General features: G+C 69.9%; 25 protein-coding genes, 1 tRNA gene and 1 pseudogene. 12 read left to right on the forward strand and 15 right to left on the reverse strand.

The genetic code is table 11. From position 1 onward, the window contains the following. The first annotated feature begins 120 nt into the window (after nucleotides 1–120). Nucleotides 121–194: transfer RNA gene (locus tag ACQP1N_RS24885), tRNA-Arg, on the forward strand. 207 nt (nucleotides 195–401) lie between these two features. On the opposite strand, the gene ACQP1N_RS24890 is transcribed toward ACQP1N_RS24885, so the two are convergent. The 3 genes from ACQP1N_RS24890 to ACQP1N_RS24900 form a co-directional block, all read right to left on the reverse strand. After that, complete coding sequence (locus ACQP1N_RS24890) at nucleotides 402–926, reverse strand: tyrosine-type recombinase/integrase (protein ID WP_433226937.1); 525 nt, start codon at nucleotides 924–926, stop codon at nucleotides 402–404. A 577-nt stretch (nucleotides 927–1,503) separates the two neighbouring features. After that, the gene (locus ACQP1N_RS24895; protein WP_067804608.1) at nucleotides 1,504–1,761 is read right to left on the reverse strand and encodes a hypothetical protein; all 258 of its coding nucleotides are present in this window, start codon (nucleotides 1,759–1,761) and stop codon (nucleotides 1,504–1,506) included. Next, nucleotides 1,758–2,057: a DUF6247 family protein gene (locus ACQP1N_RS24900; RefSeq protein WP_067634761.1), complete on the reverse strand. Its 300-nt coding sequence runs from the start codon at nucleotides 2,055–2,057 to the stop codon at nucleotides 1,758–1,760. The genes ACQP1N_RS24895 and ACQP1N_RS24900 overlap by 4 nt, the downstream gene beginning before the upstream one ends. A gap of 222 nt (nucleotides 2,058–2,279) precedes the next feature. Here ACQP1N_RS24900 and ACQP1N_RS24905 point away from each other — a divergent pair. Beyond that, nucleotides 2,280–3,076 (forward strand): IS5 family transposase gene (locus ACQP1N_RS24905; RefSeq protein ID WP_433232805.1). Its coding sequence is split into 2 segments (ribosomal slippage): nucleotides 2,280–2,622 and nucleotides 2,622–3,076, totalling 798 coding nucleotides; the frame shifts between segments, so codons are not numbered across the junction. On the opposite strand, the gene ACQP1N_RS24910 is transcribed toward ACQP1N_RS24905, so the two are convergent. After that, the gene (locus ACQP1N_RS24910) at nucleotides 3,055–3,684 is read right to left on the reverse strand and encodes an MFS transporter (protein ID WP_433226940.1); all 630 of its coding nucleotides are present in this window, start codon (nucleotides 3,682–3,684) and stop codon (nucleotides 3,055–3,057) included. The two genes, ACQP1N_RS24905 and ACQP1N_RS24910, sit on opposite strands and share 22 nt — an antisense overlap. Continuing rightward, a complete protein-coding gene (locus ACQP1N_RS24915) occupies nucleotides 3,654–4,286 on the reverse strand; it encodes an MFS transporter (RefSeq protein WP_433226942.1) in 633 nt (210 codons plus the stop codon). The genes ACQP1N_RS24910 and ACQP1N_RS24915 overlap by 31 nt, the downstream gene beginning before the upstream one ends. Nucleotides 4,287–4,595: 309 nt before the next feature. On the opposite strand from ACQP1N_RS24915, the gene ACQP1N_RS24920 reads away from it, so the two are divergent. The 4 genes from ACQP1N_RS24920 to ACQP1N_RS24935 all read left to right on the forward strand — a co-directional run bounded on the left by ACQP1N_RS24920 (nucleotide 4,596) and on the right by ACQP1N_RS24935 (nucleotide 9,392). After that, nucleotides 4,596–5,762: a cytochrome P450 gene (locus ACQP1N_RS24920; protein ID WP_433226945.1), complete on the forward strand. Its 1,167-nt coding sequence runs from the start codon at nucleotides 4,596–4,598 to the stop codon at nucleotides 5,760–5,762. 419 nt (nucleotides 5,763–6,181) lie between these two features. Beyond that, complete coding sequence (locus ACQP1N_RS24925; protein WP_433226947.1) at nucleotides 6,182–7,555, forward strand: M28 family peptidase; 1,374 nt, start codon at nucleotides 6,182–6,184, stop codon at nucleotides 7,553–7,555. Then, nucleotides 7,552–8,613, forward strand: a complete 1,062-nt coding sequence (locus tag ACQP1N_RS24930; RefSeq protein WP_067804637.1) for an aspartyl/asparaginyl beta-hydroxylase domain-containing protein — start codon at nucleotides 7,552–7,554, stop codon at nucleotides 8,611–8,613. The genes ACQP1N_RS24925 and ACQP1N_RS24930 overlap by 4 nt, the downstream gene beginning before the upstream one ends. Nucleotides 8,614–8,618: 5 nt before the next feature. Continuing rightward, the gene (locus ACQP1N_RS24935) at nucleotides 8,619–9,392 is read left to right on the forward strand and encodes a class I SAM-dependent methyltransferase (RefSeq protein WP_433226950.1); all 774 of its coding nucleotides are present in this window, start codon (nucleotides 8,619–8,621) and stop codon (nucleotides 9,390–9,392) included. A 203-nt stretch (nucleotides 9,393–9,595) separates the two neighbouring features. Here the strand turns inward: ACQP1N_RS24935 and ACQP1N_RS24940 are convergent. Further along, nucleotides 9,596–10,930 (reverse strand): annotated as a pseudogene (locus ACQP1N_RS24940) (ATP-binding cassette domain-containing protein); the annotation flags it as partial. 150 nt (nucleotides 10,931–11,080) lie between these two features. Then, the gene (locus ACQP1N_RS24945) at nucleotides 11,081–11,497 is read right to left on the reverse strand and encodes an ABC transporter permease subunit (RefSeq protein WP_433226952.1); all 417 of its coding nucleotides are present in this window, start codon (nucleotides 11,495–11,497) and stop codon (nucleotides 11,081–11,083) included. A 15-nt stretch (nucleotides 11,498–11,512) separates the two neighbouring features. On the opposite strand from ACQP1N_RS24945, the gene ACQP1N_RS24950 reads away from it, so the two are divergent. Together ACQP1N_RS24950 and ACQP1N_RS24955 are read left to right on the forward strand one after the other, a co-directional pair. Then, entirely contained in the window at nucleotides 11,513–11,986 is a 474-nt protein-coding gene (locus ACQP1N_RS24950; RefSeq protein ID WP_433232807.1) for an FMN-binding negative transcriptional regulator, read from the forward strand. Beyond that, a complete protein-coding gene (locus ACQP1N_RS24955) occupies nucleotides 11,980–12,294 on the forward strand; it encodes a hypothetical protein (RefSeq protein ID WP_433226954.1) in 315 nt (104 codons plus the stop codon). The genes ACQP1N_RS24950 and ACQP1N_RS24955 overlap by 7 nt, the downstream gene beginning before the upstream one ends. Nucleotides 12,295–12,486: 192 nt before the next feature. On the opposite strand, the gene ACQP1N_RS24960 is transcribed toward ACQP1N_RS24955, so the two are convergent. Together ACQP1N_RS24960 and ACQP1N_RS24965 are read right to left on the reverse strand one after the other, a co-directional pair. Continuing rightward, nucleotides 12,487–12,921: a pyridoxamine 5'-phosphate oxidase family protein gene (locus ACQP1N_RS24960; RefSeq protein ID WP_067804652.1), complete on the reverse strand. Its 435-nt coding sequence runs from the start codon at nucleotides 12,919–12,921 to the stop codon at nucleotides 12,487–12,489. After that, nucleotides 12,918–13,196 (reverse strand): hypothetical protein, encoded by a 279-nt coding sequence (locus ACQP1N_RS24965; RefSeq protein WP_433226956.1) that lies wholly within the window; start codon nucleotides 13,194–13,196, stop codon nucleotides 12,918–12,920. The genes ACQP1N_RS24960 and ACQP1N_RS24965 overlap by 4 nt, the downstream gene beginning before the upstream one ends. Nucleotides 13,197–13,318: 122 nt before the next feature. Between ACQP1N_RS24965 and ACQP1N_RS24970 the strand changes: the two genes are divergently transcribed. Continuing rightward, nucleotides 13,319–14,248, forward strand: coding sequence for a LysR family transcriptional regulator (locus tag ACQP1N_RS24970; protein WP_433226958.1), 930 nt, complete (start codon nucleotides 13,319–13,321; stop codon nucleotides 14,246–14,248). Nucleotides 14,249–14,370: 122 nt separating this feature from the next. Here the strand turns inward: ACQP1N_RS24970 and ACQP1N_RS24975 are convergent, their stop codons facing one another. Beyond that, nucleotides 14,371–14,892: a YceI family protein gene (locus tag ACQP1N_RS24975; RefSeq protein WP_433226960.1), complete on the reverse strand. Its 522-nt coding sequence runs from the start codon at nucleotides 14,890–14,892 to the stop codon at nucleotides 14,371–14,373. A gap of 441 nt (nucleotides 14,893–15,333) precedes the next feature. On the opposite strand from ACQP1N_RS24975, the gene ACQP1N_RS24980 reads away from it, so the two are divergent. Together ACQP1N_RS24980 and ACQP1N_RS24985 are read left to right on the forward strand one after the other, a co-directional pair. Further along, complete coding sequence (locus ACQP1N_RS24980; protein WP_067807297.1) at nucleotides 15,334–15,963, forward strand: ClpP family protease; 630 nt, start codon at nucleotides 15,334–15,336, stop codon at nucleotides 15,961–15,963. Beyond that, a complete protein-coding gene (locus ACQP1N_RS24985) occupies nucleotides 15,960–16,562 on the forward strand; it encodes a ClpP family protease (RefSeq protein ID WP_067807300.1) in 603 nt (200 codons plus the stop codon). Before ACQP1N_RS24980 ends, ACQP1N_RS24985 begins: the two co-directional genes overlap by 4 nt. Before the next feature lie 11 nt (nucleotides 16,563–16,573). On the opposite strand, the gene ACQP1N_RS24990 is transcribed toward ACQP1N_RS24985, so the two are convergent. After that, entirely contained in the window at nucleotides 16,574–16,939 is a 366-nt protein-coding gene (locus ACQP1N_RS24990) for a helix-turn-helix domain-containing protein (RefSeq protein WP_067807303.1), read from the reverse strand. A gap of 245 nt (nucleotides 16,940–17,184) precedes the next feature. Between ACQP1N_RS24990 and ACQP1N_RS24995 the strand changes: the two genes are divergently transcribed. Next, on the forward strand, nucleotides 17,185–20,430 hold the full coding sequence (locus tag ACQP1N_RS24995; RefSeq protein ID WP_433226963.1) for a S8 family serine peptidase: 3,246 nt from the start codon (nucleotides 17,185–17,187) through the stop codon (nucleotides 20,428–20,430). A 181-nt stretch (nucleotides 20,431–20,611) separates the two neighbouring features. Here the strand turns inward: ACQP1N_RS24995 and ACQP1N_RS25000 are convergent, their stop codons facing one another. The 4 genes from ACQP1N_RS25000 to ACQP1N_RS25015 all read right to left on the reverse strand — a co-directional run bounded on the left by ACQP1N_RS25000 (nucleotide 20,612) and on the right by ACQP1N_RS25015 (nucleotide 25,362). After that, nucleotides 20,612–21,922 carry a cation:proton antiporter domain-containing protein gene (locus tag ACQP1N_RS25000; protein WP_433226965.1) on the reverse strand — a complete coding sequence of 437 codons (1,311 nt, stop codon included), beginning with the start codon at nucleotides 21,920–21,922 and terminating at the stop codon, nucleotides 20,612–20,614. 154 nt (nucleotides 21,923–22,076) lie between these two features. Further along, complete coding sequence (locus ACQP1N_RS25005; protein WP_433226967.1) at nucleotides 22,077–23,324, reverse strand: MFS transporter; 1,248 nt, start codon at nucleotides 23,322–23,324, stop codon at nucleotides 22,077–22,079. 165 nt (nucleotides 23,325–23,489) lie between these two features. Further along, entirely contained in the window at nucleotides 23,490–24,224 is a 735-nt protein-coding gene (locus ACQP1N_RS25010) for a thioesterase II family protein (RefSeq protein WP_433226969.1), read from the reverse strand. Nucleotides 24,225–24,240: 16 nt separating this feature from the next. Further along, a complete protein-coding gene (locus tag ACQP1N_RS25015) occupies nucleotides 24,241–25,362 on the reverse strand; it encodes a cytochrome P450 (protein ID WP_433226971.1) in 1,122 nt (373 codons plus the stop codon). Between the last annotated feature and the right edge of the window lie 68 nt (nucleotides 25,363–25,430).

Raw genomic sequence — 25,430 nt, forward strand, 5'->3', positions numbered from 1 at the left:
CCAAAGATAGATCCCCAACCCCATCCCCACGGCCCGTTCACCCATGGTGGTGGCGTGATAGATGTGGAGCTGAAGGACCCGCACCCTTACACTGTGTCCCGGCGTCCCGCCGGGCGCCGGGCGCCCGTAGCTCAGCTGGACAGAGCATCGGACTTCTAATCCGACGGTCGCGGGTTCGAATCCTGCCGGGCGCGCCCCTCTTATCAGCCGATCAAGGCTTTGACCTGCGAGGATCTCTCTCGCGCCGGTTCCGCCGGATGCAGCCGGATGCCACCGAAGGCAGCCGCGCGGCACCGCTCCCGGAATATACGCGGAATGACCTGGGCCGCGTTTGCCCAGGTCAGCACACAAGAGAAGAGAGGCCCCGAAACGCCCCGGAGCCTCTCCACCACAGTTGCCGATCATGCCGCCAACGGGGACTCGATCTGTTCGGGCATGAGGGCCAGGGCGCGAGCCCGCTTCCAGACCTGCGCGTAGGCCGAGCCAGAGAACGACCGGCCGCTACTGGTGACGAACAGCCGTCCGTCCTCGGCCGTCCCGAAGGTGTCGAGGTGTTCCCGGAGAATCGCCACCAGCTCAGGCGGGATCGGGACCGGCCGGACGATGTCATCGTCCCGATGCTTGAGGCCCCGATCGTCGAAGGTCTCCCCCGAGTCGGTGTACCGCTTGTTCGTCTGGGGCCGGGTCTTCTTGAGGTTGATCAGGCCCCAGCCGGTTGCCGGAAGTTCGCAGTCCTGCCGCCGCAGGCCCGCCGCCTCAGCCGGACGAAGGCCGGCGAAGTACATGCACGCGAACATCGTCCGCAGCCGAGGGCCGCGCAACCGGCCGACATAGGACACCGCCGTCAGCAGTTCCCGAGCTTGGGCCGGGTTCACCACGACGCGCCGGTCAACGGCCCCGTTCTGCTTTGGCGGACGCCACTTCACGCGGTCAAGGGGCGGCGGCGCTCAGACCGCTGCGCGGCCCCGCGCGAGGCCGCCCGGAGCGTGCGGCGTGGGCGCCGGTCACCGGACGGCCGCGCCGGACCGCGCATCGCGCCACGCCCGCCGGCCCCGCCCCGAACGGCCAACGCGGGGGCGCGCCGCCGCCACTCATTCAGCGAAGCCACCTGCGCCAAAGAACCCATGTGCACCACAACAGAGCTGCCCCGATGAGAGCCTCCAAGCAGCGCACCCACCACAGCGCTTCCCCGGCCAATGCCAAGACCAGCACCAGAACCAACCCCAGCCAGCCGACCAGCACAACCGCTATGCGTCGAAGCACGCGAGACAGCATTCCGGGAGCCTAACCCGCGGCAGCGCATCGTTGATAGCCGAGCTGGAAGGGTGCGGGGCTCCCCCCGACCCGGGGTGTTGAGGATGGCGGCGGCCGGAACCTGTCAAGGGCGCCCTTCGGGCGTCACTACGTGATGGCTACGCCACCCTTGACAGAACCCGTCCGCCGCTAGGTACAGGTCTCGACGGGTCGGGGGAAGGAAGGTGGGGAAGAACAGCGGCTACGCCGCTACCCCATCCACAGGATGTCGATGATGCGCAGCGTCTCAGCCTCGTCGTCGACCAGCAGCGTGAGCATGCCCTCGCCGTTCGCGCTGAAGAAGGCGTGTCGGATGGCTGTCTGGCCTGGCCGTTCAGGCACCGCATCCCATGGCGTTTCCAGGAGGTCAAGGAGGCGCTCAAGTAGTGGGCCGTCGCGGACTTCGTTGGGGAGCCCGTTCAGCTCGTACAGCGCGCGTCCGTGGAAGCCGTCCCAGCGGTACGTCACACCCGGCCTTCCCAGCCCGGAGGGGTGTAGCGGACGAAGCTGTCTTCCCTGCCCTGTAGGGCGTCCTGCACCGCTTCTTCGTAGCCGGGACGGTCGTAGGCGATGGCCCGCAGGCGCCACCGGCGCAGCAGGGCTTGGACCTGCTTGAACCGCGCCAGGTCGTGAGCCGCGTCGAGCGCCTCGTCATACTCGGCCCGGAACTGGTCACGATGCGCCGGCGGGAGCGCATCGAAGATCGCGGCCGGATCCTCACCTGGATCGCGCGGCGCGGTCGGTTCCTCGGGCTGAGCGGTCATGATGTCCAATCTACCTGTGAGCCCGGCAGGGCGTGGAGACTCCCGCGGAGCAGAGAGTGGCCTCACGAGCAAGATCCGGAACATGCACGAATGATCTTGCGTGGCGCACGGTACTGCCGGAGAGTACGCGCAGGTGGGCGCGGACACGGAGCCACCGGAGAGCTTCGGACTTCTAAGACGTCATCTCATTTGGTTTGGTGGCGGTAGCCTGCGGTCGTGGAGATGGTCGAGCGGCTGGTGCCCGAGGAGTTGTGGGAGCTGTTCCAGCGGGTGGTGCCGCCCGCTCCGACGCGGCCGCAGGGGGGTGGCCGGCGCCGGTACGGGGATCGTGAGGTGCTGGCGGCGATCATCTTCGTGGCCACCACGGGTTGTACGTGGCAGCAGTTGCCGCCGGTGTTCGGGCCGTCGGGTCCTACCGCGCACCGGCGCTTCACCGAGTGGACGGCCGCGCGGGTGTGGGGCAAGCTGCATCGCCTGGTGCTGGACGAGCTGGGCGCGCGCGGAGAACTCGACTGGTCGCGGTGCGCGATCGACTCGGTCAGTGTCCGCGCCGCCAAAGGGGGGAGCTGACAGGCCCGAATCCTGTAGACCGCGGCAAGCGTGGGGCGAAGATCCATCTGCTGGTCGATCGTGCCGGCCTGCCGCTGTCTGTCGGGATCTCGGCGGCCGGCACCCACGACAAGCTCGCGCTGGAGCCGCTGGTGCGGGGCATCGCGCCGATCCGCTCCCGGCACGGGCCGCGCCGGCGCCGCCCGGCCAAGCTGCACGGCGACAAGGGCTACGACTACGCCGACCTGCGGCGCTGGCTACACAGGCGGGGCATCACCCCGCGCATCGCCCGACGCGGCATCGAGTCCTCCGACCGGCTCGGGCGGCACCGCTGGGTGGTGGAACGGACGGTGTCCTGGCTGAGCGGCTGCCGCCGACTGCACCGCCGCTACGAACGCAAACCCGAGCACTTCCTCGCCTTCGTCGGCATCGCCGCCACCCTCATCTGTCACCGCCGCCTCGCCAAATGAGATGACTTCTTAGTGCCCGGCGAGCGAACCGAAGGCTCAGGTTTTCGGGGTGCCGGGTCGAGGTCTTTGCGCGGAGGGTCCTGCGGCTCGGTTTCGGCCGGTACGTGTACCAGCCAGATGGCGCACACGGCGGTGACCGCGGCCATGAGGACCAGCAGGACCCGGTAGTCGACGACTAGGGGCAGTGCCGTGCCGAGGGCGATGGAGACGGTCTGCGGAGTGCTGACGACGCCCATCGCCGCGGTCAGTGCTCGGCCGCGCAGGGCGTCGGGCGTTCGTCGCTGCACCGCCATGACCAGACCGACGGTCGTCCAGCACATGCCGAAGCCGAAAAGGAACGCCCCCACCGCCACCGGGGGGATGGCGGGCGCCAGATAGACCAAGGACGCCACCGTGACCAGGGCGATGCCCAGCATCACCGTGCGCAGGTCGCCTACGCGGCGGATGGCGGCGCCCGCCGCCAGGCCGGCACAGATCGCGCCCGCGCCCTGCACACTGCTCAGCACGCCGACGAACACGGGAGCGCGGTGAAGCCCGTCGTCGACGATGGAGAAGATGAGAGTCTGAGAGAAGCCCGTCACCAGCATGGCAAGGCCCAGTGCGCCCACCAGCGTGCGCAGTGGCGGGACCGGTAGATGTGGCGCAGGCCCGACAGCACCTCTTCGCGCAACTCCAGTGCACCGGTGACGTGACGCTGGTCACCGAGCGCCCGGATGAGCCACACGCATACCGCGGCCACCAGGAACGTCGCCGCGTCCAGCAGAGCCACTGCGTGGCCGCCCACCACTGTGAACAACGCCGCGCCGAAGAGGGGAGCCAGCAACTTCACTCCGTCGGCGGAGGTCTGCAGCGGGCCGTTGGCGTCGGGGAGTGCGTCCTCGTCCACGATCGCCGGAACGAGGGCGGCCTGGGTGGCGGTGATGATCACAGCGGCGATGCCGTAGCAGAGGATGGTCGCGTACAGCAGCCAGACCTGGCCCTCGCCGCGCACCAGCAGGCCGAGCAGCATGACGCCCGCCATCGCCAGGTTGGTCACGATGAAGATCTGGCGCCGCGGGAACCTGTCGATGGGCACCCCGGCGAACGGGGCGAACAGGAACGGCAGGGCGACGAAGAAGAACGCGCCACCCGCCGCGGCATTGCTGCCGGTCAGCTCTTTTACCCAGATGCCGAAGGCAATGATGAGTGCCCGGTCACCCAGGGTCGACAAGGACTAGCCGATGATCAGGAGCCGGAACCCACGATTGGTCAGCAGAACCCTCACAGGCGACCTCCTCGGCGGTGAGGCGGAACTACAAGATCATGCCATAGCGGAGCGTGCGGGGATATGGAAGGCCGGTGGCCGGATCCGGCACTCGGCAATTCCGCCTTGCCCATTTACCATCGGTAAAGATCATGTTTCGGATGATCTATCGGAAACCTGAGCGACAGCGCCGTCGCCCTCTCGGCAACCCCGTCCGGGATGCGACGAACGGGCCTGAGGCCGCTCGCCGGTAGCCGTCCGTGCGAGGAGGTCGATATGTCGGAGGCGCCGGCCGCAGACCCGGCCGCGGGACTCGCGGAGCCCGCGGCGCTGCTGGATCCCTACTCCCTCTTCGGCCGCCTGCGCGAGAGCGCGCCCGTCTACCGCAGCGCCTTCCTCGACTCCTGGGTGGTGACCCGGTACGACGACTGCGCCGCGGTGCTGCGCGACACGGAATCGTTCGCCTCGGACTGGCGCCGGATCGGCGAGGTCGTACCGGAGCCGTTGCTGAGCATCCAGTCACTCGACCCGCCCGAGCACACGGCCATCCGGCACTTCATGGTCGACGCGGTCCGCAGTCTCGACCTGGGCATGCTGCGCGAGCGCATCGCCGCGCAGGTCCGCGCCCGAGCCGAGCGGCTGCGCGCGGCCGGGGAGTTCGACTGCGTGTCCGACCTCACCGCGCCACTCGCACTGGACACCATCACCGCGGTGCTCGGGGCGCCGCCCATCGACGCCGCGTGGTTCCTGCCCGTGTCGCAGACGATCGTGAACGGCATGGACGCCGGGATCTGGCCGGAGACCGCCGGACCCGCCGTGCGAGCCCGCGCTGAGCTGGCCGAATACACCGGCCGGTGGCTGGACGACCCGCCGGCGGACGGGCTGGTGGCGCATGTGGCGGCCAAGGCGCCCGGCTCCGGCATCGCGCGCCCGGTGCTGCTGAACACGCTGCGGGCCGTCCTGCACGCCGGGTTCGAATCGGCGGGGCGGCTGCTCAGCAACGCTCTGGTCGTCCTGCTGAACGCGCCGGACATTTTGGCACGTTTCACCCGGGCTGACCTGTCACTCGCAGTGGAGGAACTGGTCCGGTACGTGACGCCGGTGCAGGCCGACGGGCGGGCGTGTGTACGGAGGACGCGCGTCGGCGGCCATGTCATCGCGCCCGGCGAAGCGGTGACGCTGCTGCTGGCCGCCGCGAACCGGGATCCGGCCAAGTTCGCCGAGCCCGACGAACTGGACTTCACCCGCCATCCCAACCCGCATCTGGGGTTCGGCCGGGGCGCCCACTCGTGCCTCGGGCAGTCGCTGGCGGTCCTCCAGGCACAGGTCTTCCTCGGCCTGCTCGCGACCGAGTTCCCAGGCATCCGCCTTGCCGACGAGCCCGTCTACCACCGGAACCTCACGCTGCGAGGCGTGGCTCGACTCAGAGTCCGCCTCAGCTGACCGACCTCAGATCCGTCTTGGCAGAAAGGAGGTGGCACGGATGCGTTACCTCCACTGAGTGACATAGAGGGTGCCCGGCATATCGGGGCACGCTTCCCACCCGCCCCGATATGCCGGGCATTCATTATTCACCGCGCGGCCAGCCTCAGAGACTATCTGCGCATATCAGCATGGTTTCTGTTTCTTGGCATTACATGTCTTCCTCTGGAGCGCTGATGAGGGTGTTCGTTCGCACAAAATCCGTATTGGTGACCGGCCTCGTCACCATAACCGCCACCATCCTTTCGGTCGCTCCACCGTCCGCCACCCCCCATGCCGCCGCAACCTCACCCCACGCGACATCGGCCCACGCGGCGTCCGCCCACGTGGCGGCAGGTCGTTCGGGCGGTAGGTCTGGGGAGCTGTGGCTGGCGCGGCTGTTGGCGGGGTCCACCCGTGGCGGCGACGCCTGGCGGCACCTGCGTGTCCTCGACCAGATCGCCGCACGGAACGGCGGGGTGCGCGCCACCGGCACGCCGGGGTTCGAGGCCTCCGCGCGCTACGCCGCCCAGGTGCTCACCGCCGCCGGCTACCGCGTTCACCAGCAGCAAGTGCCGTACACCGACTATCGGGTCGACGCGGAGAGCGCGACGGTGACCGCGCCCGCCGCCCGGCAGGTGCGCGCGCTGGTCATGCGCTGGTCACCCGTCACCCCGCCCGGCGGTCTCGACGCCCACCTCGTCGTGCCCCGGGCCACGACGGGCGACACCGCCGGATGCTCCGCCGCCGACTACGACGGGCTGCCCGTGGCCGGATCCATCGTGCTCGTACAGCGCGGATCCTGCGGCTACACGGCACAGCAACGCGTTGCCGCCGGGCTCGGCGCGCGGGCGATGCTGATCTACCTGTCCACGCCGAGTCCGAACAACATCTACCGGCTGCACGCGTTCAACCCGCAGGCGTTCACCATCCCGGTGGCCAGCGTCACGCAGGCGCAGGCCGAACAGCTCGCCCAGGAGGCCGCGCAGCACCAGGTGCGGCTGCGTCTCGACCTACGCGGGCACGAGGTCGCGGGAGTCACCACCAACCTGTTCGCCGAGACGCGCGGCGGCAGCGACGACCGCACCGTCATGGCCGGCGCCCATCTGGACAGCGTGACCGAAGCACCCGGCATCAACGACAACGCCGCCGCGGCCGCCGCGCTGATGGCGACCGCGCTGCGGCTGGCTCCCCATCAGGACAAGGTGCGCCACAAAGTACGGTTCGCGCTGTGGGGGGCCGAGGAGCTCATCGACATCGGCTCCAACTACTACGTGCGCAACCTGCCACCGGCCGAACGCGCCAAGATCGCGCTCTACCTCAACTTCGAACTGATCGCCGCGCCGAACGGGGTGCGGTTCGTTCTCGACGGGGATGCGAGCGAGCAGCCGCCGGGCACCCCGCCGGGCCCGGCGGGTTCGCAGGTCGTGGAGAAGGTCTTCAAGGACTACTTCGACCGCGCCGGCCTCCCCTACGAAAGCCACGACCTGCGGGCCGTCGGCTCCGACCACGAGCCGTTCATGGCCGCGGGCATCCCGGTCGGCGGCCTGAACGGCGGCGTCCTCGGGGTCAAGACCGCCGCGCAGGCGGCGCGGTTCGGCGGGACGGCCGGGCAGCTGTACGACCCCTGCTACCACCAGCCATGCGACACGATCAGCAACCTCGACCGCCGGGCTCTCGATGAGAACGTGCCCGCCATCGCGTGGGCCGTGGGCCGCTTCGCCCTCGACGTCTCCGATCTGCCCGCCGGCGGCGCCCAGGAGCAGCGACCATGACGACGTACCACCAGGCCATCGAATCGCTGGCGGATCCGCCCGCCGCCTACCCGCCGTCGTCGCCGATGCGGCTCAGCTTCGACGTCGACGCGCTGCGCGCCGACCTCGACCTGCTGCGGCACCGGCGGTGGCGCGCCCAGCGCGCTTACAGCCAGGACGGCGCCGCCACAGAGTCCGGCGTGGACTGGCGCATCCTGCCGCTGCGCAGCGTCGGCGGCGATCCGGTACGGACCGACCCGGGCGGCGCGGGCCTGACCGACTTCGCCGACACCCCGTGGCTGGCCGGCGCCCCGGCCCTCGCACAGGTCATCGACGCCCTGCCGGCGCCGGTCCGGGGCGTACGGCTGATCGCCCTGGGCGCGGGTGCGACCGTGCACGAGCACCGCGACTACAAGTACGGGTTCGAACGCGGGCTCCTGCGGCTGCACGTGCCGATCGACACCAACCCGGACGCCGTCGTGGTCATCGACGGCGTGTCCGAGCACTGGACGGCGGGACGGTTGTGGTTCGGCGACTTCGGCCGAAGGCACTACGTGGCGAACGGCGGGGACCGCCCTCGGGTGCACATGGTGCTCGACTGCCTGGTCAGCCGGGAGGTCGTCGGGTTGTTGCCGGACGAGTTCCGGGAGCTGCTGCCGCTGAGCGAGGTGATGTTCGCCCGCGATCCGGTGCCGCTCACCGCGTCCGAACGCGACCGGCTGTGCTGCCGGTTCCGGCTGCCAGGCGACTTCGCGCAGTGGTCAGAGGAGGAGGTCGAGGCCAGGCCCGACAGCGACGCCGCGGTCCTCGTGCACGAGGACCGGCTCGTCCTCGCCATCGACGGCGAGCCCGCCTTCGGCCTGGTGCATCTCGGGCTGGGCGAGTTCCGCCTCAGCGGCTGGAGCGAGGAACGCACCATCGCCATCGAGTCCACCGGCCAGGTGCGGATCAGGGAACGCGCCGGCCGCGCTCTCCGCGAGTGGACACGCCCGGCGCAGCCCACCCATGGCGGTCGGACGACGACGGCCACGCACGATCATCTGACGACGCGCCCGCGTAACGACCAGACAGGCAGGTGACTCGCATGTCCTCCCCCGCCCGGGTCGCTCCGCTCGGCACCGACCCGTACGCCTTCCAGCCCGGTTACTACGATCTCTTCCGCGCCTCCCGCGGAGAGGGCGCCCTCCCCGACCCCCGGTTCTTCGCCGGCCGCGCACCCCAGGGTGGACACGCGCTGGAGATCGGCGCGGGTACCGGCCGGATCACGCTGGCCGTGGCCGAGCGAGCCGCCACCGTACTGTGCCTGGAGCGGTCCGCCACCATGCGCGCGGTGCTGCTGGCCAAGCTCGCCGAACGCCCGCACCTGCGCGCCCGCGTCACCGTGCTCGACCGCGCGGCGCCCCACTTCGACCTGGCCCGCCGCTTCGACTTCGTGTACCTGGCGGGTGTGCTGGAGCACGTGCCGCACCCCGAACGGCCTGCTCTCTTCGAGGCGATCGCCGAACATCTGGCCGAGGACGGCGAGGTGGCGATGGACATGGTGCTGTCAGAACCCGTACCGGACTGGCCCGAGCACGTCGCCGACGAGGCCACCCTCGGCGACTGCCGGTACGAGATGTCATGCGAGGCGCGGCCCGACGGCGACGACCAGGCGCACCTGCGGTTCGTCTACCGCACGTACCACCGAGGCGATCTGGTGGCGACCGAAGTGGTGGAACGCGCCCACTACCTGCACCGGCCGGACGCCGTCGCCGCCGACCTGGCGGCGGCCGGGCTGACCCCGACGGCCGGAACCGCCCTCCACCCCGTCGCCAACGGCGAAGACCCCGGCACTCTGGTCGCCCGCCGTACGACCTGACCGACCCAAACGTCATCACGCTTCATCCTGAGGAGAGTTCGCGTGCAGGTCATCGGCGTCGGTTCCAGCAGTTCGCATACCAGCCGCCGGTGCTCGCCGCGCGGGGCGACGTCGCGGTGGATGAGGAGCGGTTCCCGGACGATCGCCTCCGCCGTCATCCGCGGGTCGAGCGAGGTGTACGGGTCCTGGAAGACGAGCTTGATGTGCCTGCGGGCCCGCCGCAGTTGCCTGCCTCGCATGTGGTCGATCCGTTCACCGAGCACCGAGATCTCCCCGGAGGTCGGGTGGTCGACGGCGGTCAGCAGGCGGGCGAGGGTCGATTTTCCGGAGCCGGACTCTCCCACCACGCCCAGCGTCTCACCGCGGCGCAACTCCAGGTTCACGCCGTCAACCGCTCGGACGGTTCCGGTGGCACGCCGGAAAAGGCCGCCCTGGGTGACGTGGATGTGTCTGACGAGGTCACGCGCCTGAAGGACCACGGGTGCGCCGCTCATCGGACGGTCACCTCCGTCCAGCGGTGACAGGCGCTGGAGCGTTCGAACGCCACCTCGTACAGTGGCGGGTCCGTCGCGCAGGACGCGTCCGCCAGCGGGCACCGCGGCTGCAACGCGCACCCGGCGGGCCGGTTCGCGGGATCGGGTGGCGCGCCTTGGAGGGACGGCCAGTGGCCGCCCGCGGGAGCCGCGTCCGGGGATGGCGTTCAGCAGCGCTCTGGTGTAGGGATGCGCCGGTGCGGTGCACAGGTCGCGGGCGGGGGCCCGCTCGACCACGCGCCCCGCGTACATGACCATGACCCGGTCGGCGACGTCGGCGACCACGCCCATGTCGTGAGTGATGAGCAGCAGGCCGATTCCGTGCTCGGCCTGGAGGTCGGCGAGAAGTTCCATGATTTGTGCCTGGACGGTCACATCGAGGGCCGTGGTCGGCTCGTCGGCGATGAGCACGTCGGGGTTGAGCGCGAGCGCCACCGCGATCATGACGCGCTGCCGCATCCCGCCGGAGAACTGGTGGGGATGGTCGCGGACGCGCCGTGCGGCGGCCGGAATGCGCACGCGCTCGAGCATCTCGATCGCCTTCCGGTGCGCCTCCCGGCGGGACATCCGCCGGTGCACCCGGAAGACCTCGGCGATCTGGTAGCCCACCGGCAGCACCGGGTTCAGCGCGGACAGCGCGTCCTGGAAGATCATCGCGATGCGGTCGCCGCGCAGCCGCCGTCGCCGCCGCCGGTCAAGCCCCAGCAGGTCGACGCCGTGCAGCCGGATCGCTCCGGCCGCGATCCCGGCCCCGGGCGGCAGGATGCCCATGACCGCGCGGGCGGTGATGCTCTTGCCGCAGCCGGATTCGCCGACGACGGCGAGAGTCTCGCCGGCCGCGACCGCGCAGTCGACACCGTCGACAACGCGGATCCGGCCGTCCCGATCACCGAACTCGATCTGCAGTCCCGCGAGTTCGAGCACCGCGGCATCGGCGTCATAGCCGGGGAGCGTGGTCAGCGGATCGGCCCGCACGGACGGAGTGGCGGACGGAATGGTCGTCATGGGTCACCGCAGCTTCGGGTCGAAGACGTCGCGGAGGCAGTCACCCAGCAGCACGAAGCTGAGCACCGCGACCGAAAGGAATAGAGCCGGGAACACGAGCAGGTGGAGGTCGGACGAGAAGTACTGCTGGGCCGTGTTGAGCTGGACGCCCTACGAGATCGCGGGCGCCCTCAGCCCCACGCCGAGGAACGTCAGCGCCGCCTCGGCGGTGATGACGCTGCCGATGTGCAGGCTCGTCAGCACGGCCACCGGCATGATCGAGTTCGGCACGACGTGCCGCGTCAGCACGCGGATGGGGCCGGCCCCGAGTTCGCGCGCCGCAGTGACGTAGTCCAGATTGCGGGTCACCAGCACCGAGGATCGCATGATCCGGGTCAGCACCGGCCAGGAGAAAAGCGTCAGCACCAGCGAGACGCTCAGCACACTGCGCACGTCGAAGGTCTGGAGCACCACGATCATCCCGACGAGCATCGGGAAGCCGAAGAAGACATCCATGACGCGGCTGACCACCACGTCGACGACGCCACCGGAGTATCCGGCGACGGAGCCGAGGACGACAGCGACCACGAGGCTGTGGTCATCGTGGCCGGCCCGAACGGATACATTTCACCGTCCCTGTACAGGGCCGGCCCATACGTGCCGACCTGGAACTTCGTCGTCGTGCACCTGCGCGGCCGGCCCGAGCCGCTCGGTCCGGAGGAGACCTATCGGGTCCTCGGTCGTACCGTCGAGCATTTCGAGGGGGCCCGGCCGCACCCGTGGCGGATGGACACCGTGGAAGGCTATGCGCGCTCCATCGCCCCGCACACCGCCGGTTTCCGGTTGCGCCCCACGAGGGTGGTGGGCGATCACAAGCTCAGTCAGGACAAGCCAGCAGAGATCGTCCAGCGGGTTATCGACGGTCTGGGAAGCACCGACTCGCCCGGGGACACCCGGCTGGCCCGGGAGATGCGGCGCGTGCACACGCCGGGTGCGGTCGTGAGCCGCGGCATGCCCGGAGCGCTGCTGCTGCGCGAGGTACGGTTGGCTCGCGCGGACCGGTGGCGAACGTGCTGATCAGCAACGGCCGCATCGCGGCCATCACCGAGGACCTCCCACCCGGTCCCGTCGATGAGGCCGTTGACACCGGCGGCTGCACTCTGCTGCCCGGGTTCTGGGACGCCCATGTGCACATGACGCAGTGGGCGAGCGCCCGGCGCCGTGTCGATCTGTCCGGCGCGGTCACCGACGAAATCTGGACCAAGGCCGCAAGGCACCACGACGAACGGCAACTGGGAGCCCCGGTGCTGATGGTGGCGATCACCAACTTCCTCAACCGCATCAACACCACCCTCCGGGTGCCCGCCGGAACCAGCTGGCACTGACACCAGACCCGCGACCCGCCACATCGGCGGCACACGAAGCAACAGCAGTCGGCCCACCCCAGACGTCGGTGCACCGGCCTGGTCGGTGTGCTCGCCGCGGTACGGGCCGGGCTTCGAAGACCATTTCCCGTTGACCTGCCGCCCAGCCCGGCGAGCGGTCGTGCGGCCGGCCTCCGTTGCGCGCAGTGTGTCTCAGGCCGAGGTGGCAGTGGTGAGGGCTCGAACACGGGCGGCGAGGGCGTCCCTCTGCTCGGTGTCGATCCATCGGCGGTCGATGCCGGCTTCGACGACGAAGCCGGGTTGGCGGTGGTCATCGATGTCCGTGGCGGTGATGGCCACCGAGACATAGTCGGGGTCGGCCGCCATGGGCTCGTCGACAACCCGCGCCGTGCCGCGAACCGTGAACGCGATGTCGTTCTCGGCGAGGACGGTCAAGGCGACGTGTGGACGCTCACGCAGCCGGGCGAGGGAGCCGCGGGTGCGGTGCAGGGCCAGCAGGACGGTGTGGTCATCGGCGCGGACGGGCGCGGAGACCGGGATGGCGTGCGGGCCGTGGTCGGGCGGACCGCTCAGGGTCGTGAGGATCGCGATGGTGCGAGGCGGCCAGGACGGCAGGGTGCCGGTCATGGACGGCTCATTTCGGGCCCGGGTTTCCTGGTTCCCGACCGCCTGACGCCGAACCGTTCGTGCAGCCGGCGCAACCGCGGCATCACCACCAGCATCACGATCGGCACCACAACGGTGGCGACGATCATGGGCCGCACTATCGCCGGAAGCCGGCCGAGCACATGTCCGAGGGACATCTGGACGGCCGTGAGCGTGGGCAGGACCGCGGCCCACACCATCAGCGTCTGCATTCCCGTCGATGGCGGCGCCGCCTCATCACGGTGTACTTCGGGCATTCGGCCTGCTCCCGTCCGGTGTCGGTGAGCGGCCGGGTCCGCCGCTCCTGCATCGCAACCTTGCCTGCCTGCCTCGCAAAAGTCCAAGATATGAACGCTATGGCGTTAGATAAGGGAAACTTATGGAGCTGCGGCAACTCGCCTACTTCGTCGCCGTTGTCGAGGAGTCGAGCTTCACCCGCGCGGCAGCCCGCGTCCACGTGGCGCAGCCGGCCATCAGCCAGCAGATCGCTCAGCTCGAACGCGAACTCGGCCACCGCCTCTTCGACCGTTCCGACCGGCCCGTCCGCCTCACCCCCGCGGGCGAGGCCTTCCTACCGCACGCCCGAGCGGCCCTCGACGCCACCACCGCAGGACAGGACGCGGTCGCCACCCTGCACGGCCATCTCGCCGGACGCCTCGCCGTCGGCACCATCCCGTGCCCACCCGAATGGCTCACCACACGTCTCGGCGACTTCCAGCACCACTACCCCAAGGTCCGCCTCGTCCTGCACACCGGCGACCCCGAAGCCCTCACCGACGACATCTCCTCAGGCGCCCTCGACGCCGCCCTCATCAGCCTGTCCGCCGACCGGCTCCCCGCCGGACCCGCCGGCCGGCACCTCCCGCACGTGCTGGCCTCCCAGACCGTCGGCACCGAACCCCTCGTCCTGGCCGCCGCCCCGGACCATCCACTCGCCCAGTCCGCCACCACCACGCTCTCCGATCTCCGCGACCAGCCCTTCCTCACGCTCACCCAGGGCACCGGCCTGCGCGCCGCTCTCGAAGCCGCCTGCGCCGACGTCGGCTTCACCCCTCGTGTTCAGGCCGAGACCAACGACCTCAACACCCTCACCGACCTGCTCCGCCACAGCCGCGCCATCGCCCTGCTACCGGAGACCGCCGTCGCCCGCGCCGGCACATCCCTCCGGACGATCCGCCTCACCCGGCCTGCGATCCACCGGCCCCACGTCCTCATCTGGCACCGCCAGCACATGACCGCGCCCACAAAGGCATTCCTCCGCCACGTCCAAGCCCACGACGAAGCCATCCCACCGACGACCGAGCGATGACCTCACCACCCGGCCGGCCGGATGCGGGCTCTTCCGCGGGGGTTCGCCCAGCTCACCAGGTTCCACCAGGAGAGCCGCACCCGTGCTCGCCGGCGGTCGCTGGTCGGGTAGAGGCGGGCCTGTCAGGACCGCCGGATCGCCGCGGCCTCGAAATCCACGACCACTCTCGGGCTGATCATGACCTTGGTCGCCGCGTTCCCGTTCACACCCCAGTCGTTGCGGTCGATCGTGACGCCGCCCTTGAAGCCGACCCGCACGCCGTTCTCGCTGCCGGTCACCTCCACGTTGACGGTGACCGATCTGGTCACGCCCCGCATGCTGAGATCACCGGTGACTTTGAAGGCGGCGTCGGTCTGCTCCACCTCCGTCGAGATGAAGGTGATGACCGGGTGGTCGGTCACGCCCGGGAACTTGCCGCGCAGGAGGTCGTCGCGCTGCGCGCTGCGGGTCTGGATGCTCTGCGTCCGGATCGTGAGCCGTACGCCGGACTTCGACGGGTGGTCGCCGTCCAGGTACACCTCGCCCTCGAACTCGTCGAATCGCCCGCGCACCCTGGTGGCCATCGTGTGCCGGGCGACGAACCCGATCCGAGTGCGGACGGTATCGAGGACGTAGTCGCCCGTCAGCCCGCTGAGATCGGTCATGCTCGGTCACTCCCGTAGGGAAAAGAGGTGGTCGGGACTTCAATCTCCGGGCCGGATCGCGCTTCGTCCGAAGTTCGGTACGGCGGTGCCGACACCGGAGCACGTGGTGCCGCCTCTGCTCACGGTTCAGCGGTCCGACGACACAGCCACCCGGAATGTGAGGCGGGCACGCCGACCCCGCACTTGGTTGCGATGTCCCGCCGGACGAGTGGAAGCAGACGCGACCGAGGGAGCCGGGCTCATCGGACACGCCCTAGTGGGCGTCTGCGGACCGGGTGCCTTCTTCGGCGAGCGCCAGCGCGGCCCGTTCGGCTTCGCCTCGGCCTGGTCGAGTACCCCGGGCCGGGTCGGTGGTGATCGTCGTGGTTCTGCCGCTCTGGGCGGATCCGCCGTGGGCAGATCGGGCTGTGGCCGGTGCGCACGGTGGCGCAGAGTGAAGGCATGAGCGAGGAACAGAAAGTCCCGTTGTTCAACGAACGAATGCGGCGTGAGCTCTACCAGGAACGTGTTCTCGTGCTCGACGGCGCACTCGACGACGACAATGGCACGCTGCTGGCAACGCAGCTGATCACCCTGGCGAAAGAGGATTCGTCGTCCGATATCGCGCTGTGGATCCATTCCCCCGGCGGATCGGTGCCGTCGATGCTCGCGATCCGCGATGTCATTCGGCTCGTCCCGTGCGACGTGTCCACGATGGTGCTCGGCATCGCCTACAGCGCCGGCCAGTTCCTGCTGTCGTCCGGAACCCGCGGCAAGCGCCGTGCCATGCCGCACGCACGCGTGCTGATGCACCAGGGCTCCGCCGGCATCGCCGGCGCCGCCGTCGACATCGAACTGCAGGCGGGCGACCTGCGCCACACCCGCGACACGGTGCTCGGACTCATCGCCGAAGACACCGGCCAGCCCCTCGAACGGGTCTTCGAGGACTCGCTGCACGATCGCTGGTATACGGCGCAGGAAGCGCTCGAATACGGGTTCATCGACGGGATCGTCAGCAGTTTCGACGAAGTCATGCCCACCAGTCATCGACCCATCGGGCTCGGCTTCCCGTCCGAAGGAGCCGTCCGATGAGCACCTACACGATTCCGAACGTCATCGCGCAACATCCTCGCGGTGAACGGATCATGGACGTCTACTCGCACCTGCTGACGGAGCGGATCATCTATCTCGGCACCGCCATCGACGCGGGTGTCGCGAACGCTCTCGTCGCGCAGTTGCTGTACCTGGAATCCGACAGTCCCGACCGCGATATCCAGCTGTACATCAACTGCGAGGGTGGAGACCCGAGCGCGATGCTCGCCGTGTACGACACGCTGCGCTACATCCGTCCGCAAGTGGCGACGACGTGCGTGGGGCAGGCGGTCGCGGTCGGCGCCGTGCTCCTTGCCGCGGGCACTCCCGGCAAACGCGCCGCGCTGCCCCACACCCGCGTCGTCCTGCACCAGCCGGTGGGGCAGGGGCGAGGAGCGATCCCGGACCTCATTCTCCAGGCGGACGAGGTCGTCCGCGTGCGCGCGGACATCGAGAGCATCCTCTCCCGGCACACCGGGCGGGACGTGGCGACGCTGCGCGCCGACACGGATCGCGATCGTGTGTTCACCGCGACGGCGGCGCTGGACTACGGTCTCATCGACCATGTGATCGAGGAACGGCAACCGACCGCCGGGTAGGGAGAACCCGCCTATGCGGCCAGCGCGTAGGCGGCCCGGCAGGTCGGGGCCGCCGGAGCGGTTCCGATCGGCGCGGCCCGCAGGCTCGTGGCGACCTCAAGCGTCAGCTCACCGAGCGTCACGTCCAGGGCGCCGGCGACCGCGGCGATCATCTCGCTCGAAGGCTCCTTGACACCGCGTTCCATCTCGGAGAGGTACTGCGGCGAGACCCCGGCACGGCGGGCGGTCTCGATCAGTATCTCGCCGCGTTCGAGGCGCAGGCGCCTCAGGCACTGGCCGAGCGCGTCACGCCACAGCGGCTCCGCCGGCCGGCGGGGCGCGGTCGGCTCGTGCGGCGTCTCGCCGGCGGGTACGGGCGGGCGGGTGGTGTCGGGCATGCGCACATCGTAGGTCGGTGGCGCGGTCCGTTCCCATGCGTTCCGCCCACCGCAGAACAAGGGACGCCGTAGCAGCGGCCCTGGCCCTCGCCTGTCTTCGCCGTTCTGACGCGCGAGCGGCGGAGGGGTTGTCCCGCAAGCCACGACCGGCCACCGCCGAACCCTCCCCGCAACCGAACGGGTCCTAGTGATCAGGAATGTTCGGATATCGGAGGCGCATGGGGAGAAGATGGACAACTCTCGGGGTGATCGGCGTCGTGACCGTGGTGAGCGCGGTGGGCGGTGCGGGAGACCCGGCGGGGGCCGAACCGGGGCCGGGCGGTGCGCCGGCGCGAAGCGGGACGGCCCGGTCGGTGACGCTGCTGACCGGTGACAAGGTCTTACTGCGGCGGGCGGCGGACGGGACGGACGCGGTCGAGGTGCGCCACGGCCCCGGACGGGACCGGATCCGGTTCGGCATCACCGCTTACGGCGGCCAGGGCACCATGGTCGTCCCGTCCGACGCGCGGGCGCTGCTCGCGTCCGGCCGGCTCGACCCGCGCCTGTTCAACGTGACCCGGCTGCTGGCCTGCGGGTACGGCGACGCGTCCCGCGCCGACCTGCCCGTCCTGGTGCAGGGCGCCGCGCCGCGGGCCGCCGGCGGGACCGTGCGGACGGCCGAGGCGCCCGGCCTGGGCTTCACCGGGCTCAAGGTCGCCAAGAACCGGGCGCCGGACGTCTGGCGGTCGCTGACCGGCGGAACCGCCGGCATGCGCACGCTCGGGCCCGGCACGGCGAAGATCTGGCTCGACGGGAAGGTGCACGCGCTCGACGACAAGAGCAACGCGCAGATCGGCGCCCCGGCCGCCTGGCGGGCGGGCTATACCGGCAAGTCCGTCGGGGTCGCCGTGCTCGACAGCGGATACGACCCCGGCCACCCCGACCTGAAGGGAGTGGTGACCGCCTCGAAGAACTTCACCTACGAGGCGGACGTCCGGGACCATCTCGGCCACGGCACGCACGTGGCCGCCACCGTCGCCGGTTCCGGTGCCGCCTCCCACGGCCGCTACCGGGGCGTGGCGCCCGGCGCCCGGCTGGCGATCGGCAAGGTGCTCGACGGCGAAGGCGTGGGCTACGACTCCGGCATCCTGGCCGGAATGGACTGGGCGGCCAGGACCGTGCACGCGAAGGTCGTCAACATGAGCCTCGGCGGAACGGACGAGCGCGGCCTCGACCCGGTCGAGCAGGCCGTGAACACGCTCAGCCGGCGGACCGGCACGCTGTTCGTGGTGGCGGCCGGCAACGAGGGTCCCGCCGCGGCGACGGTCGACTCCCCCGCCAGCGCGGACGCCGCGCTCGCCGTGGGCGCGGTGGACGGCCGGGGCCGGCTCGCCGGATTCTCCAGCCGCGGTCCCCGCAAGGGAGACTCGGCGGTCAAGCCCGACATCACCGCACCCGGCGTCGGCATCATCTCCGCCTGGGCCAAGGGCACCCCGGCCGCCGACCCGGTGGGCACCTCCTACCGGCGGGCGTCGGGCACGTCCATGGCCACGCCGCACGTCGCCGGGGCCGCCGCGATCGTGGCCCAGCGGCACCCCGGCTGGACGGGCGAGCAGATCAAGGCCGCGTTGATGAACACCGCCAAGCCCACCGCGGCGCCGTTCCTGCGGGGCGCGGGCCTGGTGGACCTCGCGCACGCGGTCAGCGAGCCGATCAGCACCTCCCAGGGTTCGCTCAACGCCTACCTGCGCTGGCCGCACACCGCGGGGCAGAGCACCGTCCGGACCCTCACCTACCGCAACGATGGGACGAGTCCGGTGACCCTGTCCCTGAACGTCCGGGCCGCCCGCCGCGGCGGCGGCGCCGTGCCCGCCGGCATGTTCGCCCTCTCGGCGAGAAGGCTGGCGGTGCCCGCACACGGGCAGGCTCAGGTCCGGCTGACGGTGAGGGCCGGCGGCGCCCGTGCGGGGGCCTACGCGGGCGCGGTGACCGCCACGCACGGCGGAGCCGGTACCGCGGTGCGGACCATCGTCGGCGCCTACGTCGAGCCGAAGGCCACCGACCTCACGGTGACCATGCTGGACCGGCGGGGCAAGGCGCCCCTCGACGACGGCCAGCAGACGATCGAGCTGACGAACATGCGGTCCGGCGAGGTCGACGAGGTGCCCCTGCGCAGGGGGAAGGCCCGGGTCCGCCTGCCGTCCGGCCCCTACTTCGTCGGCGCGACCGGGGAGAACGCCGCCTCCGACGGGTCACTGGTGCTGTCCCGGCCCCTCGACGTCCGCCCGGGGACGCAACGGCTGCTCCTGGACGGGCGCAAGGCCGTCCGCACCGGCCTGACCGTGGACGCTCCCGGCGTGACCATCTCCGACAGGGGCCAGTTCGTGCAGCTCGCCTACCGGCGGGGGAAGGTGCGCGCGGAGATGTACTTCGGCGGTGACCCGCTGTACGTCCTGCCGTTCCGCGCCGCCGGGACGACGTTCCTCGCGGAGTCCGACTGGGCCAAGACCGGCGAGTGCTACGCCGTGGCCGACGTGCATACCGGCGGGGTTCCCGCCAAGCTCGTCCGCAAGGTCGCGCGGAAGACCATGGCGGTCGTGCCGTCCGTCTACCGGGCTCCCGACAACGGGAAGGCGCAGCAGTACGCCACGCTCCTGCACGGCGTCCAGCTGCCCGGCTCCGCCGGCATCGTCCCCTACGACCCCTGCGCGACCGGCACCCTTCCGGCGAAGGTCAGCTACTACTTCTCTCCGCTGCCCGCCGGCGCCTCCTGGTGGCGGATGGCCTATTTCAACCACGCGGACCAGCGCAAACAGAGCGTTCAGCTCGCCCTGCCACGGAATTTCACCGGCCGCCGCCACCCGGTCGAAGTGTGGGGCGGCGCCGTGGCGGGGCCGTCGATCGCGATGGCCGGCGCCCGCCGCACCGGCAATGAGATGAACATCCCGCTGCCGTCCATGTTCTCCGACGGCGGCGGGCACCTCGGCGACAGCGACGGCCCCCACACGATCACCCTGGACGCCGACGGGCGGCGGATCGCGCAGGCGGCTGACACCTACGGGCTGACGGCCGGGGTGCCGGCCCGGGACGCCCGCTACACGCTGACCGTCGACCACCGCCGCGCGCTCCCGATGTCGACCCGCGTCACGTCGGTGTGGACGTTCCGTTCCGGCCCCGCCGGCCCCGCCGGGCGGGCGCTCCCGCTGCAGGCGGTGCGGTTCGCCCCGCCCGGACTGGACGGCCGCAACCAGGCGAAGGCGGGCACCACGCTGAACGTCCCGGTGCGCGTCGAGGGCACGACGACGGCGAAGGTGAAGCGGCTGACCGTCCAGGCGTCCTTCGACGACGGGCGGACGTGGACGCCGCTGCGCGCGCGCCCGGCCGGCGGCGGCTGGCAGGTCGCCGTCACCAACCCGGGACACGCCGGATTCGTCTCCCTGCGCGCCACCGCGCAGGACCCGGCGGGCGACACGGTGACGCAGACGATCCTGCGCGCTTACGCCGTGACCTGAGGTCTGGCCAGTCGAGCTCGCGGCCCATGCCCGCGTAGCACCACTGACGGCCCGCGCCCGGGGGGAGGGACGCCCCCGGGCCGGGCTCGTGGGGCCGTGCATTGTCAAACCTCGTCCGTGCAGGTCAGGCGGCCTGCCGGATCGGGCCGCGGTGATCGTGCGGGGCCGGTCCGGGCGCGGCTCATCCGGCAGGTCCTCTGGCCGGCCGGCCGGGAACCGCGAACGCCGGTCGACCGGCTTGTCGGGGGGAGGCCGGGGGGTTCGGCAGGAGCGGGCCGGCCAACGCCGTCGTGATGACGGCCATCAGCACCATCATGGTGAACATCTGGTCGTCGAGGATCCCCAGACCGACGCCCGCGTTGAGGATGATCAGCTCTGTCAGGCCGCGCGTGTTCACCAGCAGGCCCAGGGTGCCGGCCTCGCGCCACGGCATCCCGGTGAGCCTTCCGGGGATCGCCGCGCCCAGTATCTTGCCGGCACAGGCAACGAGAACGATGGCGACCAGTTCGACGGCTCCGAGGCCGGAAATGGCGCTGATATCTACGTTCAGGCCGGTCACGATGAAAAAGACCGGAAGCAGTACCATGCTGATTCCGTCGAACGGCTGCTTGACGCCGTCGGCCAGTGTCTCGAACGGCTTGCGCGGCATGATGAAGCCGAAGGCGAAGGCACCGAAAACGGCATGGATGCCGATCCACGTGGTGGCGTACGACGACAGGAAGAGCCCGGCGACGAGTACGATGACATAGACCGGCGGCATCCGGTTACGGACCATCCGGCGGGTCAGGTAGGCCAGCAGCGGGCGCATGACCAGCGCCATGACGGCCACGTACAGCACCGACAGCGCGCCGATCTGCACCATGTCCTTCACGGTGCCGCCCGCGGTGACGATCGCCGCGGTCAGCGCAAGCAGGCACCACGCCAGCACGTCGTCGAGGGCCGCGCTGGCCAGCGCGAGAGCGCCGACGCGCGTGCCCATCATCCGGTGTTCGGTCAGCATCCGGGCCAGCACGGGAAACGCCGTGATGGACATCGCCGCACCCATGAACAACGCGAACGCGGTGAAGGGGACATGGTCGCCCTTCACCGTGTCGTGGTAGGGGTACAGCAGCGCGGCGAGGCCGGCACCCAGCCCGAAGGCGAGGGCAGTGGAGCTGATCGAGATCGCGCCCGCCGCCCCGCGCCGCCCCCGCAGAAGCCCTTTGTCGAATTCCCAGCCGATTTGGAACATGAAGACGAGCAGGCCGACCTGCGCGATCGCCGACAGGTACGCCCGCGTCTCAGCCGGGAAGATGTGCGCGGTGAGGTCGCCCGGAAGCAGCCCGAGAAGGCTGGGGCCCAGCGCGATACCGGCGACGATCTCACCGACGACCGGCGGTTGTCTCAGATACCGGGCCAGCCGGCCGAGAACGGCGCCGGTCAGCAGGACGATGGCGATATCGGCCATCACGACCGCAATCACCAGATCGGAATGCTGAGCGAGACTCTTCATCAAAGGCTCCCCGGAAATGCCTGCCGATACTGCGCCTAACGTGGCGCACGCCAGGTCCGTCAGCGTGATGATGTGCTGGTGATGCCACTCCCACGATCGGTTCCGTGGAGGGTGAGATCGTCCGCGAAGCGGCGGATGGGCCTCGTGAAGCAGGTCATCCAGGGGACGCTGTGGATCCGGGGACGACCGCGCTGTCCCGGTCGGTGAGTACGTCGTCCTCGGCACGGGCTCTCGACCGGCCCGCGGCGAGGTAGAAGGCCGACGCGGCGAAGACGGCGATCATGGCGAGGAGGATGAGGCGGTAGTCGATATAGGCGACCATCGCGGCGCCATACGCGATGGACAGCATCTGCGGCGTGTTGGTCAGGACGTCGAACGCCGCATAGGTCCGGCCGAGCAGCTCACTCGGCGTCCGCCGCTGGAGCAGCGTGGTGAACCCGACGATCGCCCACGGCAGGCCGAAGCCGACGAGCAGGACCCCGGCCAGGACGGCGGCCGTGGCCGACGGGATGAGCAAGGCGCTTCCGACAGCGAAGGCGCCGAGGGCGAGGGCCGTGGTGACCGTCTCGCCGAACCGGTTCACCGCGCGGCCGGCGACCGGGCCGGACAGCACCGAGCCCAGGCCCTGGACGGTCATGAGCACGCCGAAGAAGGTGGGCGAACGGTCCAGGCCGTCGCCGATCACCGCGAAGAGCAACGACTCGAAGATCCCCCAGACGGCCATCGCGACGGAGATGGCGATGAGCATCCGCCGGAGTTCGGCCCGTCCCACCAGGTACCGGAATCCCGTCGCGACCTCCGCTCTCCAGGAGGACTGCTCGGTGCGCCGGGGAGGCCGCTCCTTCAGCCGCATCAGCAGCAGGGCGGCGGCGGCGATCAGGAAGGTCGCGCAGTCCAGCGTGATCACCGACTCGGCACCCCAGGCGGAGAACATGCCCGCTCCGATCAGCGGGGTGATCAGGCGCAGGGCCTGGCGGCAGGTCTGCAGCAGGGCGTTGGCGTCGGGCAACTGGTCGTCCGACAGGAAGGCCGGCATGAGCGCCGTCTGACCGGCGTCGAAGAGGCTGTTGAACGAGCCGTAGACGAACAGCACGACATAGACGAGCCACAGATCGGATTCGTCGCCGACCGCGAGCAGCGCCAGAATGTACACGGCGCTGAAGAGATTGGCGGCGATCAGCAGCGGACGGCGCCGGACCCGGTCGATCAGATGGCCCCACAGCGGACCCATCAGGGTGCCGGCCATGAACGCGAAGAAGACCAGGCCAGCCTGGGCGTTGCTGCCGGTGATGACCTTCACCCAGACGCCGATCGCAAGCCAGAGCGAACTGCTGCCCGTGATGGAGAGGCACTGGGCCATAATATAGAGCAGGGCATTGCGGTTGCGAAAGACTTCCCGCATGAAATCTGACCTTCATTGTCAGAGGCGATTCGCCTGTAGTGGATGATCCTGATTGCCGGAGCGCAATTCCAGCCGTGCTGGAACTAAGAAATATGGATCACGACAGCCCGGAAAAGACTCTATGACTCCACTCCGACTTTCTGCTGTCAGGGGCGTTCTACGCTATCACACCACCGCGCCCATCCCGCGGCGCAGCTCGTCCTTGAGTGTTTCGGGCGCGGAAATGAACCGGTAATGGCCGCCCTCAAGTTCCCGGAAGGCGACCTCGCCGCATTCGCTCCAGCCGCCCATCAGCGCGCCGGGCACCTCCTTGTCTTCCCGCCAGCTCAGCGCGGTGATGGGAACGGGCAGGACAGTCGGCTCGGCGGGCTTGTAGCGACGGTTCGCCGCGATGTCCGCGAGGAGAGTGCCCATGGCCACATCGATGATATCGGGACGCGGATTCCCGCCCATCTCGGTGATCAGCAGGGAAAGCTCGTCCGCGAGCTGCTCATCGGTCATGTCGAGGAATCTCCCATGCGGGCCCTGGTGCGGAGCGACCTGCGAGGAGACGAACAGCCGGGTGGGCAGCGGCAGCCCTCTTCCCAGCAATTGGACCGTGACCTCGTACCCGACCAGCGAGGACGCGCAGTGCCCGAAGAAGGCGAAGGGCCGGTCGAGGTAGGGCAGCAGTTGCGGGATGAGCGCCTCGGCGAGTTCCTCGTAGGTGTCGAAGGCGGGCTCGCGCAGCCGGTTCTCCCTGCCGGGCGGTTGTACCGCGCACATTTCGACGCCGTGCATGACTTCGGGCCACTGCCGGTACATGCTCGCGCCGCACCCGGAGTAAGGCAGGCAGAACACGTAGGCGTGAGAGTTTGGTTTGGGTTCGCGGGCGAACCAGCGGTTTCTGACAGCGGCCACGGCGCTCTCCGCCTCTCTATTCGGACCGGCCGGCGGCGTCCGGCCGGACACTCATCTTCATGGGAAGGCGTTTGATCCCCGCGACGAAGTTCGAGGCCAGATGCTGTCCGGGTTCGAGCTGCTCGAAGTCGCAGAAGGTACCGAGCAGCTCGGTGAACAGGATGCGCAGGGAGAGCCGCGCGACGGTGTGGCCGATGCAGTAGTGCGGGCCGATACCGAAGGCCACATGGCGGTTGGGACGGCGCGTGATGTCGAATTCGAACGAGCGCTGGAAGACGTCCTCGTCGCGGTTCACGGAACCGAGCCAGACCACGACCGCGTCGCCGGAGCGGATCGACTTGCCGCGCATCTCCACGTCGCGGACGGCATACCGCATGAAGTGGTTGGCCGGCGACGCCCAGCGCAGCGCCTCCTCGGTCCCGGTACTGATGAACCGCGGGTTCGCACTCCATTTCTGGGCCAGCTCGGGTGAGGCCAGCATCTGCTCCATGGCGGCGATCGGCGGGAAAGGTGTGGTGACATTGGCGCCGAGCAGCAGGCTGTAGCAGTTGGAGAGCACCTCTCCCAGGGTCAGGTTCTCTCCTTCGACTTCCATCGTGAGCAGGGTGCTGATGAGGTCTTCTCCTGTATTTTTCCGGCGCGCGCTGACCATGTCCTGGAAATAGCTGAACAGTTCTCGGTGCGCGGTCTGGAGTGTGGCCTCCGGACCACCGGGACCGACGTAGTCGTTGTCGTCGGGACATACCGCGGCCATGGTCAGGGAGGCCAGCCGGTCCCAGTCCTCCTCGGGGAGCGCCATCATCGTCCCGGTCACCGCCATGGGCAGCTTGATCATCGCCTGTGCGAAGTCGAACGGCTCGCCGGTGGCGCCGGGCGCCAATATCTTCTTCACCTGTTCCTGAATCCGCCCGGCATAGCGCTCGACGTTCTTCTTCGCCAGGACCCGCTGCAGCGGCTCGCGCATGCGGGTGTGGCGCGGCGGGTCGGTCGCGGCCATCTGCTTGCCGCCGGCTGGATCGTCCTTGCCGAGCAGGTTGAGCAAAGTGCCGCGCTGCGAGGTGAAGGCGGTGTGGTCTCGCAGCACGAAGTCCGCGTCGTCGAGTTTCGTGATGGACCAGAATCCGATGTCGCTGGCCACCTGATGCCAGTGGACGGGGTCGTTGGCCCTCATGTACCGCCATACGGTGTGCGGGTTCCCGGTCTGCT

The organism is Actinomadura formosensis (assembly GCF_050948385.1).
Lineage (GTDB): Bacteria > Actinomycetota > Actinomycetes > Streptosporangiales > Streptosporangiaceae > Spirillospora > Spirillospora formosensis.

Excerpts from the sequence above, each read along its gene's own strand:
- ACQP1N_RS24900 (WP_067634761.1), bottom strand. The coding sequence starts at position 2,057 with ATGACCGCTCAGCCCGAGGAACCGACCGCGCCGCGCGATCCAGGTGAG.
- ACQP1N_RS24920 (WP_433226945.1), top strand. The coding sequence starts at position 4,596 with ATGTCGGAGGCGCCGGCCGCAGACCCGGCCGCGGGACTCGCGGAGCCC.
- ACQP1N_RS24930 (WP_067804637.1), top strand. The coding sequence starts at position 7,552 with ATGACGACGTACCACCAGGCCATCGAATCGCTGGCGGATCCGCCCGCC.
- ACQP1N_RS24935 (WP_433226950.1), top strand. The coding sequence starts at position 8,619 with ATGTCCTCCCCCGCCCGGGTCGCTCCGCTCGGCACCGACCCGTACGCC.
- ACQP1N_RS24960 (WP_067804652.1), bottom strand. The coding sequence starts at position 12,921 with ATGACCGGCACCCTGCCGTCCTGGCCGCCTCGCACCATCGCGATCCTC.
- ACQP1N_RS24965 (WP_433226956.1), bottom strand. The coding sequence starts at position 13,196 with ATGCCCGAAGTACACCGTGATGAGGCGGCGCCGCCATCGACGGGAATG.
- ACQP1N_RS24970 (WP_433226958.1), top strand. The coding sequence starts at position 13,319 with ATGGAGCTGCGGCAACTCGCCTACTTCGTCGCCGTTGTCGAGGAGTCG.
- ACQP1N_RS24975 (WP_433226960.1), bottom strand. The coding sequence starts at position 14,892 with ATGACCGATCTCAGCGGGCTGACGGGCGACTACGTCCTCGATACCGTC.
- ACQP1N_RS24980 (WP_067807297.1), top strand. The coding sequence starts at position 15,334 with ATGAGCGAGGAACAGAAAGTCCCGTTGTTCAACGAACGAATGCGGCGT.
- ACQP1N_RS24985 (WP_067807300.1), top strand. The coding sequence starts at position 15,960 with ATGAGCACCTACACGATTCCGAACGTCATCGCGCAACATCCTCGCGGT.
- ACQP1N_RS24990 (WP_067807303.1), bottom strand. The coding sequence starts at position 16,939 with ATGCCCGACACCACCCGCCCGCCCGTACCCGCCGGCGAGACGCCGCAC.
- ACQP1N_RS25000 (WP_433226965.1), bottom strand. The coding sequence starts at position 21,922 with ATGAAGAGTCTCGCTCAGCATTCCGATCTGGTGATTGCGGTCGTGATG.
- ACQP1N_RS25005 (WP_433226967.1), bottom strand. The coding sequence starts at position 23,324 with ATGCGGGAAGTCTTTCGCAACCGCAATGCCCTGCTCTATATTATGGCC.